General features: G+C 66.4%; 15 protein-coding genes. All 15 read left to right on the forward strand.

What is annotated here, in order from left to right; genetic code table 11:
- Positions 1-7 precede the first annotated feature (7 nt).
- The 15 genes from WB794_RS00985 (at position 8) to WB794_RS01055 (ending at position 13,628) form a co-directional block, all read left to right on the forward strand.
- Positions 8-1,306, forward strand: a complete 1,299-nt coding sequence (locus tag WB794_RS00985) for an ABC transporter permease (RefSeq protein WP_337333965.1) — start codon at positions 8-10, stop codon at positions 1,304-1,306.
- Positions 1,307-1,463: 157 nt separating this feature from the next.
- Positions 1,464-2,687, forward strand: coding sequence for an ABC transporter permease (locus tag WB794_RS00990; protein WP_337333966.1), 1,224 nt, complete (start codon positions 1,464-1,466; stop codon positions 2,685-2,687).
- Positions 2,688-2,737: 50 nt separating this feature from the next.
- Positions 2,738-2,971, forward strand: coding sequence for a type II toxin-antitoxin system Phd/YefM family antitoxin (locus tag WB794_RS00995; protein WP_337333967.1), 234 nt, complete (start codon positions 2,738-2,740; stop codon positions 2,969-2,971).
- A complete protein-coding gene (locus WB794_RS01000) occupies positions 2,968-3,366 on the forward strand; it encodes a type II toxin-antitoxin system VapC family toxin (RefSeq protein WP_337333968.1) in 399 nt (132 codons plus the stop codon). The genes WB794_RS00995 and WB794_RS01000 overlap by 4 nt, the downstream gene beginning before the upstream one ends.
- Positions 3,367-3,368: 2 nt before the next feature.
- Positions 3,369-4,718, forward strand: a complete 1,350-nt coding sequence (locus WB794_RS01005) for a sigma-54-dependent transcriptional regulator (RefSeq protein WP_337333969.1) — start codon at positions 3,369-3,371, stop codon at positions 4,716-4,718.
- A 20-nt stretch (positions 4,719-4,738) separates the two neighbouring features.
- Positions 4,739-6,037, forward strand: coding sequence for a sensor histidine kinase (locus tag WB794_RS01010; protein ID WP_415926626.1), 1,299 nt, complete (start codon positions 4,739-4,741; stop codon positions 6,035-6,037).
- Between the two features lie 162 nt (positions 6,038-6,199).
- On the forward strand, positions 6,200-6,568 hold the full coding sequence (locus WB794_RS01015) for a hypothetical protein (protein WP_337333971.1): 369 nt from the start codon (positions 6,200-6,202) through the stop codon (positions 6,566-6,568).
- Positions 6,569-6,611: 43 nt separating this feature from the next.
- Complete coding sequence (atpB, locus tag WB794_RS01020) at positions 6,612-7,409, forward strand: F0F1 ATP synthase subunit A (protein ID WP_337333972.1); 798 nt, start codon at positions 6,612-6,614, stop codon at positions 7,407-7,409.
- Between the two features lie 61 nt (positions 7,410-7,470).
- Positions 7,471-7,755 (forward strand): F0F1 ATP synthase subunit C, encoded by a 285-nt coding sequence (gene atpE, locus WB794_RS01025; RefSeq protein ID WP_337333973.1) that lies wholly within the window; start codon positions 7,471-7,473, stop codon positions 7,753-7,755.
- Between the two features lie 112 nt (positions 7,756-7,867).
- The gene (locus tag WB794_RS01030) at positions 7,868-8,338 is read left to right on the forward strand and encodes a F0F1 ATP synthase subunit B (protein ID WP_337333974.1); all 471 of its coding nucleotides are present in this window, start codon (positions 7,868-7,870) and stop codon (positions 8,336-8,338) included.
- Between the two features lie 15 nt (positions 8,339-8,353).
- Complete coding sequence (locus WB794_RS01035) at positions 8,354-8,884, forward strand: F0F1 ATP synthase subunit delta (protein WP_337333975.1); 531 nt, start codon at positions 8,354-8,356, stop codon at positions 8,882-8,884.
- 54 nt (positions 8,885-8,938) lie between these two features.
- Positions 8,939-10,501, forward strand: a complete 1,563-nt coding sequence (gene atpA, locus WB794_RS01040; RefSeq protein ID WP_337333976.1) for a F0F1 ATP synthase subunit alpha — start codon at positions 8,939-8,941, stop codon at positions 10,499-10,501.
- A gap of 131 nt (positions 10,502-10,632) precedes the next feature.
- Positions 10,633-11,496, forward strand: a complete 864-nt coding sequence (gene atpG, locus WB794_RS01045) for a F0F1 ATP synthase subunit gamma (RefSeq protein WP_337333977.1) — start codon at positions 10,633-10,635, stop codon at positions 11,494-11,496.
- 128 nt (positions 11,497-11,624) lie between these two features.
- Positions 11,625-13,049 carry a F0F1 ATP synthase subunit beta gene (atpD, locus tag WB794_RS01050; protein WP_337333978.1) on the forward strand — a complete coding sequence of 475 codons (1,425 nt, stop codon included), beginning with the start codon at positions 11,625-11,627 and terminating at the stop codon, positions 13,047-13,049.
- A gap of 156 nt (positions 13,050-13,205) precedes the next feature.
- The gene (locus WB794_RS01055; RefSeq protein WP_337333979.1) at positions 13,206-13,628 is read left to right on the forward strand and encodes a F0F1 ATP synthase subunit epsilon; all 423 of its coding nucleotides are present in this window, start codon (positions 13,206-13,208) and stop codon (positions 13,626-13,628) included.
- Positions 13,629-13,686 lie beyond the last annotated feature (58 nt).

Genomic DNA, 13,686 nt, shown 5'->3' on the forward strand with positions numbered 1-13,686 from the left:
AGCCGAAATGTTTGCCTATTACCTTCGTCTGGCCCTGCGCAGCTTCCGCCGCAACAAGGCGCTGACCGCGCTGATGGTGCTGGCGATCGCGCTGGGCATCGGCGCGACGATGACCACGTTGACGGTGTTCCATGTGCTGTCGGGTGACCCGATTCCGCAAAAGAGCGGGCGCTTGTTCTACGTGCAGCTCGATCCGCAGACCCGCGAGGGTTACCGGCCTGGCGAAGAGCCGGAATGGCAACTGACCCGCTACGACGCGGAGGAGCTGTTGCGCCAGAAGCGTGCGCCGCGCCAGGCGCTGATGACCGGTGGTGGCGGCATCGTGGAGCCGCGCGATACGGGCCTCAAGCCGTTCAGCGTCGGGGCACGCTATGCCTCCGCGGATTTTTTCCCGATGTTCGACACGCCGTTCCTCCATGGCTCGGGCTGGACCGCTGCCGAGGATGTGAGCCATGCGCGGGTGGCGGTGATCAGTCGCGCGCTGAATGAAAAACTGTTTGGCGAAAGCAGTGGCGTGGGCCGGGAGGTCCGGTTCGACGGGAACGCGCTGCATGTGGTCGGCGTGCTCGACGCCTGGAGCCCGCAGCCATTGTTCTACGACCTGTTCGGTTACGACCGCCAGGAGGACGTTTTCATCCCCTTTTCCACCTCGCGCGACCTGAAACTGGACCGCCGCGGGACGATGAACTGTTTCGGCCGCGAGATCGTCAACGACCAGACCGCTTTGAACGTGCCCTGCGCATGGATCCAGTATTGGGTGGAGCTGGATTCGCCGGCCGACGCGCCTGCGTTCAAGGCCTATCTGGACAACTACTCCGAGCAGCAGCGCGCCGCCGGCCGGTTCGAGCGCCCGGCCAACACCCGCCTGCGCGATGTGATGGCGTGGTTGGACTATCGCGGCGTGGTGCCTGGCGACGTGCGGCTGCAGATGTGGCTGGCCTTCGGTTTCCTGCTGGTGTGTCTGGTCAACACGGTGGGTCTGCTGCTGGCCAAGTTCCTGCGCCGCAGTGGCGAGATCGGCGTGCGTCGCGCGCTGGGTGCCAGCCGCGCGGAGATCTTCCGGCAATGCCTGGTCGAGGCCGGAGCCATTGGTCTGGCCGGTGGCGTGCTGGGCCTGCTGCTGGCGTTGGGCGGCCTGTGGGTGGTGCGCCAACGGCCTGCCGACTACGCCTCGCTGGCGCATCTGGATGGCTCGATGCTGCTGCTGACGTTCGCGCTGGCGCTCATCGCCAGCCTGCTGGCTGGCGTGTTGCCGGCGTGGCGTGCGATGCAGGTGCCGCCTGCCCTGCAACTGAAATCCCAGTAGGTCGGGGCTGCGCCTCCGTCGCTTCCACTGGCCGAGGCACGCCCCGACACACCAAAGATCGATGCAGTGTCGCCAATGTTTTCGAACGTCCGCGCCCTTCCAAGCCATCGGGCGCACAGCCCCGATCCACGGCTCTCGACATACCACTGAGGTCACCATGGAAATCCGTCCCATCCTGTCCACCTTGCGCCGCCACAAGACCGCGGCCGGCCTGATCGTGCTGGAGATCGCGCTGAGCTGCGCGATCTTGTGCAACGCGCTGTTCATCGTCGGCGAGCGCCTGGATGTGCTGAATCTGCGCAGCGGTGTGGATGATGCACTGCTGGTGGAGATCGGTTTGAGCGGCGTCGGGCAGCAAGCCGATGCCGACGCCCGCAGCGCCGAGGACCTGGCCGTGCTGCGCGCCATTTCCGGCGTCGAGTCCGTGGCCATCATCAACCAGTTGCCGTTCCAGAGTGGCAGCTGGAACAGCTCGCTCGCGCTCACCGCCGAGCAGGAGATCCCGACGCTCAACGCGGCCCAGTACATGGTGGGCGAGGGCGCATTGGAGACGCTGGGCCTGGATCTGGTCGCCGGCCGGGACTTCGAGGCCGGCGAATACATGAGCAGCGACGTGCTGAGCAACGTGGAGGACGTCCAGGGGCTCACCTCGTCCGTGATCCTGAGCAAGGCGGCTGCCGACAGGCTGTTCCCCGAGGGTGGCGCGGTCGGCAAGACCGTGTACATGGCCAATATCCCGCTGACCATCGTCGGTGTGGTCGACACCCTGCTGCGCCCAAACCTGATGGACAACAACCGGACCCAGTCGATGATCTTTCCGATCCGCATGAACTTCAACAATGGCGGTCGCTACGTGATCCGCGTGGCCGATCCGTCGCGTCGCGCCGAGGTGCTGGACCAGGCGCTGGCCGCGCTGGACGACAATGATCCCAACCGACTGGTCTGGCGCCAGCGCAGTTTCGAGGAAAGCCGCGCGCGGTACTTCGCCAACGACCGCGACATGATCGGCCTGTTGCTGCTGGTCAGCGCACTGCTGCTGTTCATCACCGCGCTGGGCATCGTCGGGCTGACCAGTTTCTGGGTGGGCCAGCGTACCCGCCAGATCGGCATCCGCCGCGCGCTGGGTGCCACGCGCGGGCAGGTGCTGCGCTATTTCCAGGTGGAGAATTTCCTGCTTGCCGGCAGCGGCATCGCGCTCGGGCTTGGCCTGGCGTTCGGGCTCAACCAGTGGCTGATGGCGCATTACGAGCTGGCGCGCCTGCCGCTGGCCTACCTGCCATTGGGCGCGCTGACGCTTTGGCTGCTGGGTCAGATCGCCGTGTTCGGGCCGGCGCGGCGCGCCGCCAGCGTGCCGCCGGCCATCGCCACCCGCAGCGCGTAAATGCGGATGTGCTATATTATGACCATGGTCGCATGGTCATGGTTATTCCTATGGAAACCCATATCTCAAAATCGCAATTCAAGGCCCGGGCGCTGGAGTACTTCCGCCAGGTGGAAGCCGATGGCAAGCCCATCGTCGTGACCGACCACGGCAAGCCGACGCTGGAAATCCGCCCTTACCAGCCGCGTGATCGCGATCCGCTGAGCCTCCTGCGCGGCACCCTGCTGCGCTACGAGGCACCCACCGAGCCGGTGGCGGCGGACGAATGGGAGGCGCTGGGTTGATCGTCCTGGATACCCATGCGTTGCTGTGGTGGGTTGCAGGCGAACACGCCGCGCTCTCACCCACTGCGCTGCGGGCCATCGAAGCCGAGCGCGAGGGCGGTCGCATTGCCGTTTCCTCGATCAGTGCATGGGAGCTGGCGACGCTGGTCGCGCGCGGACGTGTGGCGCTGTCCGTCGATGTCGGCCAATGGCTGGAGCTGGTCGGGCAGATCGAGGCCGTGGAGTTCGTGCCGGTGGACAACACCATCGCGATCCAGAGCGTGGAATTGCCCGGTGACTTCCACAAGGACCCTGCCGATCGTCTGATCGTGGCTACCGCGCGCGTGCTCGACGCGCCGCTGGTCACCGCCGACGAAAAGATCCACGCCTACCCGCATCTGCGCACGATTTGGTAACCATGCCCACCATCCTCGTCATCGACGACAATCCTGCCGTCATCACCGCGCTGGAGACGCTGTTCTCCCTGCACGACATCCGGACGCTGGGCGCCGATTCGCCCGAGGCGGGATTGGAAGCGCTGCGCGGCGATGGCGTGGATCTGGTGATCCAGGACATGAACTTCCGCGCCGATACCACCTCCGGCGAGGAGGGCGTGGCCCTGTTCCGGCAGATTCGCGTGCGGCACCCCGATATGCCGGTGATTCTGCTGACGGCGTGGACGCATCTGGAATCCGCGGTCGATCTGGTCAAGGCCGGTGCCGCGGATTACCTGGGCAAGCCCTGGGACGACGCTCGGCTGCTGGCCAGCATCAACAACCTTCTGGAACTGGCTGAAACCCGGCACGCGCTGGACCAGCGTCGCGCCGAGGAGCAGCGTCGCCGCTCGACCCTGGCCGACGGCCACGCGCTGTGCGGATTCGTGTACGAGGACGGTGCCACCGAGGCGGTGCTCCAGCTGGCATTGCAGGTGGCGCGTTCGGATCTGCCGGTCTTGGTCACCGGCCCCAATGGCAGCGGCAAGGAAAAGATCGCCGAAATCCTGCACGCCAACTCGGCGGTGAAGAACGGACCATTCGTGGCAGTGAACTGTGGCGCACTGCCGCACGAGCTGATCGAGGCCGAGTTGTTTGGCGCAGAACCCGGGGCGTATACCGGTGCCGGCACCAAGGCGCGGGCCGGCAAGTTCGAGGCGGCCGATGGCGGCACCCTGTTCCTGGACGAAATCGGCACCTTGCCGCTGGCCGGGCAGGTGAAGCTGTTGCGGGTGCTGGAAACCGGGCGCTTCCAGCGCCTGGGTGGCAATCAGGAGCGCAGCGTGAAGGTGCGCGTGGTCAGCGCCACCAATGCCGATCTGTCCGCGATGATCGCCGATGGCCGCTTCCGCGAGGATCTCTATTACCGGCTAAATGGCATCGAGCTGCAGCTGCCGCCGCTGACGCAGCGCCGGCGCGACATCCTGCCGCTGGCACGGCATTTCCTGCCTCCAGGCAAAAGCCTTTCCGAGGCCGCGGCGCGCGCCCTGATGACCCATTCCTGGCCCGGCAACGTGCGCGAGTTGCGCAACGTGATGCAGCGCGCGGCGCTGCTTTCGGCAGGCACCATCGACGTGGCCGCATTGGGCCTGCCTGCGGCTTCGCCGGCCCCGGCAGGCGTGGATGCGCCGGCAGCGGCCGAGCCGGATCGAACCATGATCGAGGCCGCACTGGAGCGCAACGGAGGGGTGCTGGCGCAGGCGGCGGCGGAACTGGGTCTCTCACGCCAGGCCCTGTACCGGCGCCTGGAACGCTACGGCATCGCGCGCGATTAGCCATGGGCCGCCTGCGCAGCATGGGCCTGAACGCCCGCGTGATTGTGGTGGCACTGGCCGCAGCGATGGCGGCGGTGTTGACGACCCTGCTGTTCACGCGCTGGTTGCCGCCGTGGTTGGCGGCATTGTCGGGCATGGCCGTGGCCATCATCGTGGCGACTGCGCTGGCCTGGCAGGTGCTAGGCGGGATGCGTGCATTGTTCCGCGCCCTGGCCGGCACGGTGGCGGCCTATCGCGATGGCGACTTCAGCTTCGGCATCCACTGGGATGGCGCGGCCGATCTGGCCGAACTGGTCGGTGCGCACAATGCCCTGGGCGATGTGCTGCGCGATCAGCGCCAGGCTCTGGTACAGCGCGAACTGCTGCTCGATACCGTGTTGCAGAACACCCCGGTCGCGATGCTGCTGCTCGATCCATCGCGCCACGTCGTGCTGGGCAATCTCGCCGCGCGCCGCCTGCTGGGTGAGGGGCGGCGGCTGGAGGGGCGCAGCTTCGATGCCGTGCTCGATGGCCTGGATCCTGCGGTACGCGAGGCATTGTCCCGTCGCACGGATGGCCTGTTCACCGTGGGGCGGGCGGAAGCCGAGGAGATCTACCATCTGGCGCGCCGCAACTTCCTGCTCAATGGCCGGGCGCACGAGCTGGTGATGCTGCGCCAGCTCACCGCCGAGCTGCGCCGCCAGGAGGTGCAAACCTGGAAGAAGGTCATCCGCGTCATCAGCCATGAGCTGAACAACTCGTTGGCACCCATCGCCTCGCTGGCGCACTCGGGCGCCGAACTGCTGCGCCGCGGGCAGTACCAGCGTCTGCCGCTGGCGCTGGCCACCATCGAAGAGCGTTCCCGCCACCTGGAGGGCTTCATCCACGGCTACGCGCGCTTCGCCAAGCTGCCCGCACCGCAGGCCGTCGAGCTGGCGTGGCGCCCATTCATCGACCGGCTCGCCTCCCAGGCCACCTTCGAAATCGAACTGGAGCCGGAGGACGGCCGCGCCTGTTTCGATGCCGCACAGCTGGAGCAGGCCCTGCTCAACCTGTTGAAGAACGCGCACGAGTCCGGCTCGGCGGAATCCGAGGTGCGGCTGACGGTGCGGCGCGTGCCGCAGGGCTGGCGCATCGAGGTGCGTGATCGCGGTGACGGGATGAGCGAGGCGGTGCTCGCCAATGCCCTGCTGCCTTTTTATTCCACCAAACGCCAGGGCACCGGCCTGGGCCTGGCGCTGGCGCGCGAGATCATCGAGGCTCACGGAGGGCGCATCGGCCTGGGCAACCGCGCCGGTGGCGGCTTGTGCGTGAGCCTGCTGCTGCCCGACACGATGTGACCCTGGCACGCGGCGGTCCGGCACGGGGCGACAGCCGACCCAACAGGCAATGCTGCACCGCGTCATGGTTGTCCACGGCGCGGATCGCCTGCTATACTTGATGGGCTTGGCAGGACGTTTCCGCGCCGTTTGCGGCACGTCTCCCCGAACCGGAAGGCAACCGTGCTCAACTCCGTGACCCATGGCCGACGGCAGGCCCACAAGGCGCTGATCGTCCAACTGGTTGCGGTGGCTGCAACCGCATTGGCCCTCTTGGCCGCCAGCCCGGCGCATGCGCTGGCGGCGGCCCTGGGTGGCGGCGCGCTCGCGCTGGGAGGCTGGCTGTCGGCGTGGGTGGCCCTGAGTGGCGAGACACCGGCCGCGGCCGGGCTCGCGCTGGGGCGCCTGGTGACGGGGCTTGTGCTCAAGTGGGCGGTGCTGATCGCGGCGCTCCTGCTTGGGCTGGCGGTATGGAAACTGCCCCCTGCGGCTCTGGTCACCGGCGTCATCGTCGCGCTTGTGGCGCAAATCCTCGCGATGCTGCGGCGCTGAGCGGCTTCCCTCTACAACTCCATCGGTTTTCAGGGTCCAACACATGACGGTCGAGGCGGAACTCACTCCGGCAAGTTACATCGGGCACCATCTCCAGTACCTTGAAAAGCAGGTTGGCGAGGGCTCGTTCTGGACGCTGCATCTGGACACCCTGATCACCTCCGGCCTGCTTGGCCTGCTGATGGTGTTGGCTTTCTGGCTGGCCACGCGCAAGGCGACCTCCGGGGTTCCAGGCAAATGGCAGGCCTTCGTCGAGATCATGCTCGAGTTCGCCGACCGCCAGGCGCGCGACATCTACCACGGCAAGAGCAAGCTGGTCACGCCCATCGCGATCACGCTGTTCTTCTGGATCCTCCTGCTCAACGCCACCAAGTTCATCCCGGCCGACTTCATCGCCAAGCCGCTGGAGCTGCTCGGCGTTCCCTACTGGAAGCCGGTGCCCACCGCCGACGTGAACGCCACGCTCGGGCTGTCGATCAGCGTGTTCTTCCTGACCCTGTTCTTCGCGCTCAAGTCCAAGGGCGTGGGCGGGCTCACCAAGGAATTCCTGACCGCGCCGTTCGGCAAGTGGATGGTGCCGTTCAACCTCATCCTCAACATCGTCGAGTGGCTCTCCAAGCCGGTGTCGCTGGCGATGCGTCTTTTCGGCAACATGTTCGGCGGCGAGATCGTCTTCCTGCTGATCTGGGTACTGGGCGGCGCGGGCATCCTCGGGATGCTCGGCGGCGCCACCTTCGGCCTGGGCTGGATGATCTTCCACATCCTCGTGGTGCCGCTGCAGGCCTTCATCTTCATGATGCTGTCGATCGTCTACCTCAGCCTGGCCGAAGACAGCCACTGACGTTGTTGCTTTACCCGATTTTCCTTTCCTCAACCCTCAGCTATCCGTTTCGGAGTACACCATGGAAACTTTGACCGCCCTCGCTAACCTCCAGGCCTGGTCCGTTCTGGGCATCGGCATCATGATCGGCTTGAGCGCGCTGGGCGCCGGCCTGGGTCTGGCCATCATGGCCGGCAAGTTCCTCGAGTCTTCCGCCCGCCAGCCCGAGCTGATCCCGGTGCTGCAGGTCCGCATGTTCATCACCGCCGGCCTGATCGACGCCCCGTTCATCATCTCGGCCGCGGTCGGCCTGCTGTTCGCCTTTGCCAGCCCGTTCCTGAGCGCGCTGCAGGCCTACATCGGCTGATCGACGCCGGCCCGGGCGCGCGCCGATCTCCCGATCCGCGCGCCTGCCGGGCCGACCGGATCCCTTCCGGCACCGTTGCCGGAAGCACCCCGACCCCAGGCAGAGCGTACCCATGAACCTCAATCTGACCCTGATTGCCCAGGCGCTGGCCTTCGCCAGCCTGATCTGGCTGATCGCACGCTTCATCTGGCCGCCCCTGCTCAACGCGATCGAGGAACGCCAGAAGAAGATCGCCGAGGGCCTGGCCGCCGCGGACAAGAGCCAGGAAAGCCTGGCCCAGGCCGAAGCGCAGATTTCCGAACTGCTGCGCGAGGCGCGCACCAAGGCCAACCAGATCATCGACCAGGCCAACGCCCGCGCCAACCAGCTCATCGAGCAGGCAAAGCACGAGGCGATCGCCGAGGCCGAGCAGCAGAAGACGCTGGCGCAGGCCGAGATCCAGTCGGCCACGTTCCGCGCCAAGGAAGAGCTGCGCCGCCAGGTGGCCGACCTCGCAGTGGCCGGTGCCGAGAAGCTGATTTCACGCCAGATCGACGGCAGCGCCCAGAAGGCCCTGCTCGACGAACTCGCCGCCCAGCTTTGATTCCGGAGCCTTGCGATGAGCACCACCCTCACCCTCGCACGCCCCTACGCCCGCGCCGCGTTTTCGCTGGCGCGTGACAAGGGCCGCCTGCCGGACTGGTCCGCACAGCTCGGCCTGGCCGCCGCGATCGCCGCCGATGACGCGGTCCGCCCGCTGCTGGCCAGTCCCGGCATGACCGCCGACGCCGCCCTCGCCCTGCTTGCGCCGCCGCAGGGCGACGACGCCGATTTCCTGCAGTTCCTGCGCGTGCTGGTGGCCAACGGCCGCCTTCCGCTCCTGCCCGAGATCGCGCTGCTGTTCGAGCAGGCCCGCGCCGAGGCGGAAAAGGTGGTGAAGGTGAAGGTCACCTCGGCCGCGGCCATGGGTGCCGACGAGGTCGCCTCGCTCAGCGTTGCGCTGCGCCGCCGCTTCGGCAGTGAGATCGCACTGAGCCATACGGTCGACGCCAGCCTGATCGGCGGAGCGATCATCGACGCCGGCGACGTGGTGATCGATGGATCGGTGCGCGGCAAGCTGGACCGCCTGCGCACCGCGCTCGCGCAGTGACGATTTCTTCTTGAACCATTGCCGGCTTCCGCGCCGGACACCAGGGACACTTCCATGCAAACCCAGCTCAACCCGTCTGAAATCAGCGAACTGATCAAGCATCGCATCGAGAAGGCCAAGCTTTCCGCGGAAGCCCGCAACGAAGGCGCGGTGACCTCGGTAGCCGACGGCATCGTGCGCATCTACGGCCTGGCCGACGTGATGCAGGGCGAAATGATCGAACTGCCGGCCGCCGCCGAAGGCCAGCCCAGCTACGCGCTGGCGCTGAACCTGGAGCGCGACTCGGTCGGTGCCGTGGTGCTGGGCGACTACGAGCACCTGCGCGAAGGCGACGTGGCCAAGACCACCGGCCAGATCCTCTCGGTACCGATCGGCCCCGAGCTCCTCGGCCGCGTCGTGAACGCGCTGGGCGAGCCGATCGACGGCAAGGGCCCGATCACCACCCAGCTCACCGCGCCGGTCGAACGCGTGGCGCCGGGCGTGATCTGGCGCAAGTCGGTCGATCAGCCGGTGCAGACCGGCTACAAGTCGGTCGACTCGATGATCCCGATCGGCCGCGGCCAGCGCGAGCTGATCATCGGCGACCGCCAGACCGGCAAGACCGCGCTCGCGATCGACGCGGTGATCAACCAGAAGGGCACCGGCGTCAAGTGCGTGTACGTGGCCATCGGCCAGAAGGCCTCGACGGTGGCCAACATCGTGCGCCGCCTGGAAGAAAACGGCGCGCTGGCGCATACCATCGTGGTCGCCGCCACCGCCTCCGAGTCGGCCGCCATGCAGTACATCAGCGCCTACTCGGGCTGCACCATGGGCGAGTACTTCATGGACCGCGGCCAGGACGCCCTGATCGTCTATGACGACCTCTCCAAGCAGGCCGTGGCCTACCGCCAGATCTCGCTGCTGCTGCGCCGTCCGCCGGGCCGCGAAGCCTATCCGGGCGACGTGTTCTACCTGCACTCGCGCCTGCTCGAGCGCGCCGCGCGCGTTTCGACCGCCTACGTCGAAAAATTCACCAACGGCGAGGTCACCGGCAAGACCGGCTCGCTCACCGCGCTGCCGATCATCGAAACTCAGGCCGGCGACGTGTCCGCGTTCGTGCCGACCAACGTGATTTCGATCACCGACGGCCAGATCTTCCTGGAAACCGACCTGTTCAACGCCGGCATCCGCCCGGCCGTGAACGCCGGCATCTCGGTGTCGCGCGTCGGCGGTGCGGCCCAGACCAAGATCATGAAGAAGCTCTCCGGCGGCATCCGCATCGCGCTGGCGCAATACCGCGAGCTGGCGGCCTTCGCCCAGTTCGCCTCGGATCTCGACGAAGCCACCCGCAAGCAGCTCGAGCGCGGCCAGCGCGTCACCGAACTGATGAAGCAGAAGCAGTACGCACCGATGTCGGTGTCGCAGCAGTCGCTGTCGATCTACGCGGTCGACAAGGGCTACATGGACGATGTGCCCGTCGCCAGGATCGACGCGTTCGAGGCCGGCCTCCAGGCCCACTTCGCCAACACCGCCGGCGAGATGATGGACACCATCAACCGCACCGGCGACTGGAACAACGACATCGAAGCCGCGTTCAAGAAGGGCATCGAAGAGTTCAAGGCTACCGGCTCTTACTGAGCCGGCGGGATTGGAAATTAGGGATTAGGGATCAGGGATTCGCAGGAGCAGGGTTCGGCAAGCGGAGGCGCACGGCGCTCTTTCCGATCCCGGATCCCCGATCCCGAATCCCGGCGAGCGGAGCGAGCCCAATGGCTGGTGGACGGGAAATCAAAACCAAAATCAAGAGCGTGCAGAACACCCGCAAGGTGACGCGCGCGCTGGAGATGGTTTCGGCATCGAAGATCCGCAAGGCGCAGGATCGGATGAAGGCCTCGCGCCCCTATGCGCGCGCGATGCGGCAGGTGATCGGCCATCTGGCCCGCGCCAACACCGATTACGTGCACCCCTTCCTGGCCGAGCGCGACGAGGTCAAGCGGGTCGGCTACATCGTCATCTCTTCCGACCGCGGCCTGGCCGGCGGCCTCAACAACAACCTCTTCCGCAAGACCGTCACCGAGCTGCGCGGCTGGCAGGAAAAGGGCGTCGAGGCCGATCTGGTCACCATCGGCCAGAAGGCCTCGGTGTTCTTCCGCCGGGTCAAGGTCGACATGGTCGGCAGCGTCACCCACATCGGCGACGTGCCGCGCCTGGAGCCCCTGATCGGCGTCATCAAGGTGATGCTCGATGCGTACAGCGAAGGCCGCCTGGACCGGGTCTACATCGTCTACAACGACTTCGTGAACACGATGGTGCAGCGCGCCGCGTTCGACCAGCTGCTGCCGCTGCCGGCGTCGGAAACCGATGTGGTCAAGCACGACTGGGACTACATCTACGAACCCGACCCGGCCACCGTTCTCGATCACGTCATCAACCGCTACATCGAGTCGCTGGTCTATCACGCCGTGCTGGAAAACGTCGCCTCCGAACACGCCGCGCGCATGGTCGCGATGAAGGCCGCGAGCGACAACGCCAGCAAGCTGATCGACACCCTCAACCTCGTCTACAACAAGGCCCGCCAGGCCGCGATCACCCAGGAAATCTCGGAGATCGTGGGTGGGGCCGCGGCCGTTTAAGTGCGCTAATCCCTGAGCGCGAAGATCAAAAAGCGGCCATCCATGGCCGCACTTCCAACCAAAAGCACGCGACCTGCAAGGGCGCGACAGACGAAACCAGGATCAAAGTTACCTCCGGAGCAGCAACCATGAGCCAGGGCAAGATTGTTCAGATCATCGGCGCCGTCGTCGACGTCGAGTTTCCGCGCGAGAGCGTGCCGAAGGTGTACGACGCGCTGAAGGTCGACGGTACCGCGATCACGCTGGAGGTGCAGCAGCAGCTCGGTGACGGCGTCGTGCGCACCATCGCGCTCGGCTCCACCGACGGCCTCAAGCGCAACCTCGTGGCCAGCAACACCGGCAGCGCGATTTCGGTACCCGTCGGCACCGGCACCCTGGGCCGCATCCTGGACGTGCTGGGCAACGCCATCGACGAGGCCGGCCCGGTCAAGGCCGACGCGCACTGGGAAATCCACCGCTCGGCCCCGTCCTACGAGGACCAGTCCGCGGCCAACGAACTGCTGGAAACCGGCATCAAGGTCATCGACCTGATGTGCCCGTTCGCCAAGGGCGGCAAGGTCGGCCTGTTCGGCGGTGCCGGCGTCGGCAAGACGGTCAACATGATGGAGCTGATCAACAACATCGCCAAGGCGCATTCGGGCCTGTCGGTGTTCGCCGGCGTGGGCGAGCGCACCCGCGAGGGCAACGACTTCTACCACGAGATGATCGAATCGGGCGTCGTCAACCAGGAGAAGCCGGAGGAATCCAAGGTGGCGATGGTGTACGGCCAGATGAACGAGCCGCCCGGCAACCGCCTGCGCGTGGCGCTGACCGGCCTGACCATGGCCGAGTACTTCCGCGACACCAAGGACGCCAAGACCGGCAAGGGCAAGGACGTTCTGCTGTTCATCGACAACATCTACCGCTACACCCTGGCCGGCACGGAGGTTTCCGCGCTGCTGGGCCGCATGCCCTCCGCGGTGGGCTACCAGCCGACGCTGGCCGAGGAAATGGGCGTGCTGCAGGAGCGCATCACCTCCACCAAGACCGGCTCGATCACCTCGATTCAGGCCGTGTACGTGCCTGCCGACGACCTCACCGACCCTTCGCCCGCCACCACCTTCGCGCACCTCGACGCGACCGTCGTGCTCTCGCGCCAGATCGCCTCGCTGGGCATCTACCCGGCCGTGGATCCGCTGGACTCCACCAGTCGCCAGCTCGATCCCAACGTGATCGGCAACGAGCACTACGAGACCGCGCGCCGCGTGCAGGCCACGCTGCAGAAGTACAAGGAACTCAAGGACATCATCGCGATCCTGGGCATGGACGAGCTCTCCGAAGACGACAAGCTGGCGGTGTCGCGCGCGCGCAAGATCGAGCGCTTCTTCAGCCAGCCCTTCCACGTCGCCGAGGTCTTCACCGGCTCGCCCGGAAAGTACGTTTCGCTGAAGGACACCATCCGCGGCTTCAAGGGCATCGTCGACGGCGAGTACGACCACCTGCCCGAGCAGGCGTTCTACATGGTCGGCACCATCGAAGACGTGGTGGAAAAGGCCAAGAAGATTGCGGCTTAAGCCGCAATCTTCCGGGATTAGGGATTAGAGATTCGGGATTCGTAGAAGCGGGTTTTCGCAGTGATTTGAGGTGGGGAAATGGTGTGGAGCAGCGCGCTCTTGCCAATCCCCAATCCCCAATCCCGAATCCCGTTCCGAGCCACGCGAGGAACCACCATGGCAAGCTTCCGTTGTGACATCGTCAGCGCCGAAAGCGAGATCTTCCAGGGCGAGGCCACGCTGGTCGTCGCCACCGGCGAGGTTGGCGAGCTCGGCATCGCGGCACGCCACACGCCGCTCATCACGCGCCTGAAGCCGGGCAAGGTCGTGGTCACGCGACCCGACGGCGAGCGCCTGGACTTCGCCGTGTCCGGCGGCATTCTGGAGGTTCAGCCGGACGTGGTGACGGTACTGGCCGACACCGCCATCCGCGCCGAGGAAATCGACGAGGCGGCGGTGCGCAAGGCCAAGGAAGAGGCCGAGCGCGTGCTGGCCGGGCGCGGCGAGGCGATGGATCTGTCCGAGGCGCAGGCCAAGCTGGCCGAGTCGCTGGCCCAGCTCCAGGCGCTGGAGCGGCTGCGCAAGAACCTCAAGCACTGAGCGCCTCGCGCGCCGTCCATCGCATCGAAAGCGCCGGCTCCGTGCCGGCGTTTTCGTT

The organism is Denitratimonas tolerans (genome assembly GCF_037203605.1).
Taxonomy (GTDB): Bacteria; Pseudomonadota; Gammaproteobacteria; order Xanthomonadales; family Xanthomonadaceae; genus Denitratimonas; species Denitratimonas tolerans.

What these genes read in the sequence shown, in the direction of transcription:
- WB794_RS00985 (WP_337333965.1), top strand. Translation starts at nt 8, where the DNA reads ATGTTTGCCTATTACCTTCGTCTGGCCCTGCGCAGCTTCCGCCGCAAC.
- WB794_RS00990 (WP_337333966.1), top strand. Translation starts at nt 1,464, where the DNA reads ATGGAAATCCGTCCCATCCTGTCCACCTTGCGCCGCCACAAGACCGCG.
- WB794_RS00995 (WP_337333967.1), top strand. Translation starts at nt 2,738, where the DNA reads ATGGAAACCCATATCTCAAAATCGCAATTCAAGGCCCGGGCGCTGGAG.
- WB794_RS01005 (WP_337333969.1), top strand. Translation starts at nt 3,369, where the DNA reads ATGCCCACCATCCTCGTCATCGACGACAATCCTGCCGTCATCACCGCG.
- WB794_RS01010 (WP_415926626.1), top strand. Translation starts at nt 4,739, where the DNA reads ATGGGCCTGAACGCCCGCGTGATTGTGGTGGCACTGGCCGCAGCGATG.
- atpB (WP_337333972.1), top strand. Translation starts at nt 6,612, where the DNA reads ATGACGGTCGAGGCGGAACTCACTCCGGCAAGTTACATCGGGCACCAT.
- atpE (WP_337333973.1), top strand. Translation starts at nt 7,471, where the DNA reads ATGGAAACTTTGACCGCCCTCGCTAACCTCCAGGCCTGGTCCGTTCTG.
- WB794_RS01030 (WP_337333974.1), top strand. Translation starts at nt 7,868, where the DNA reads ATGAACCTCAATCTGACCCTGATTGCCCAGGCGCTGGCCTTCGCCAGC.
- WB794_RS01035 (WP_337333975.1), top strand. Translation starts at nt 8,354, where the DNA reads ATGAGCACCACCCTCACCCTCGCACGCCCCTACGCCCGCGCCGCGTTT.
- atpA (WP_337333976.1), top strand. Translation starts at nt 8,939, where the DNA reads ATGCAAACCCAGCTCAACCCGTCTGAAATCAGCGAACTGATCAAGCAT.
- atpG (WP_337333977.1), top strand. Translation starts at nt 10,633, where the DNA reads ATGGCTGGTGGACGGGAAATCAAAACCAAAATCAAGAGCGTGCAGAAC.
- atpD (WP_337333978.1), top strand. Translation starts at nt 11,625, where the DNA reads ATGAGCCAGGGCAAGATTGTTCAGATCATCGGCGCCGTCGTCGACGTC.
- WB794_RS01055 (WP_337333979.1), top strand. Translation starts at nt 13,206, where the DNA reads ATGGCAAGCTTCCGTTGTGACATCGTCAGCGCCGAAAGCGAGATCTTC.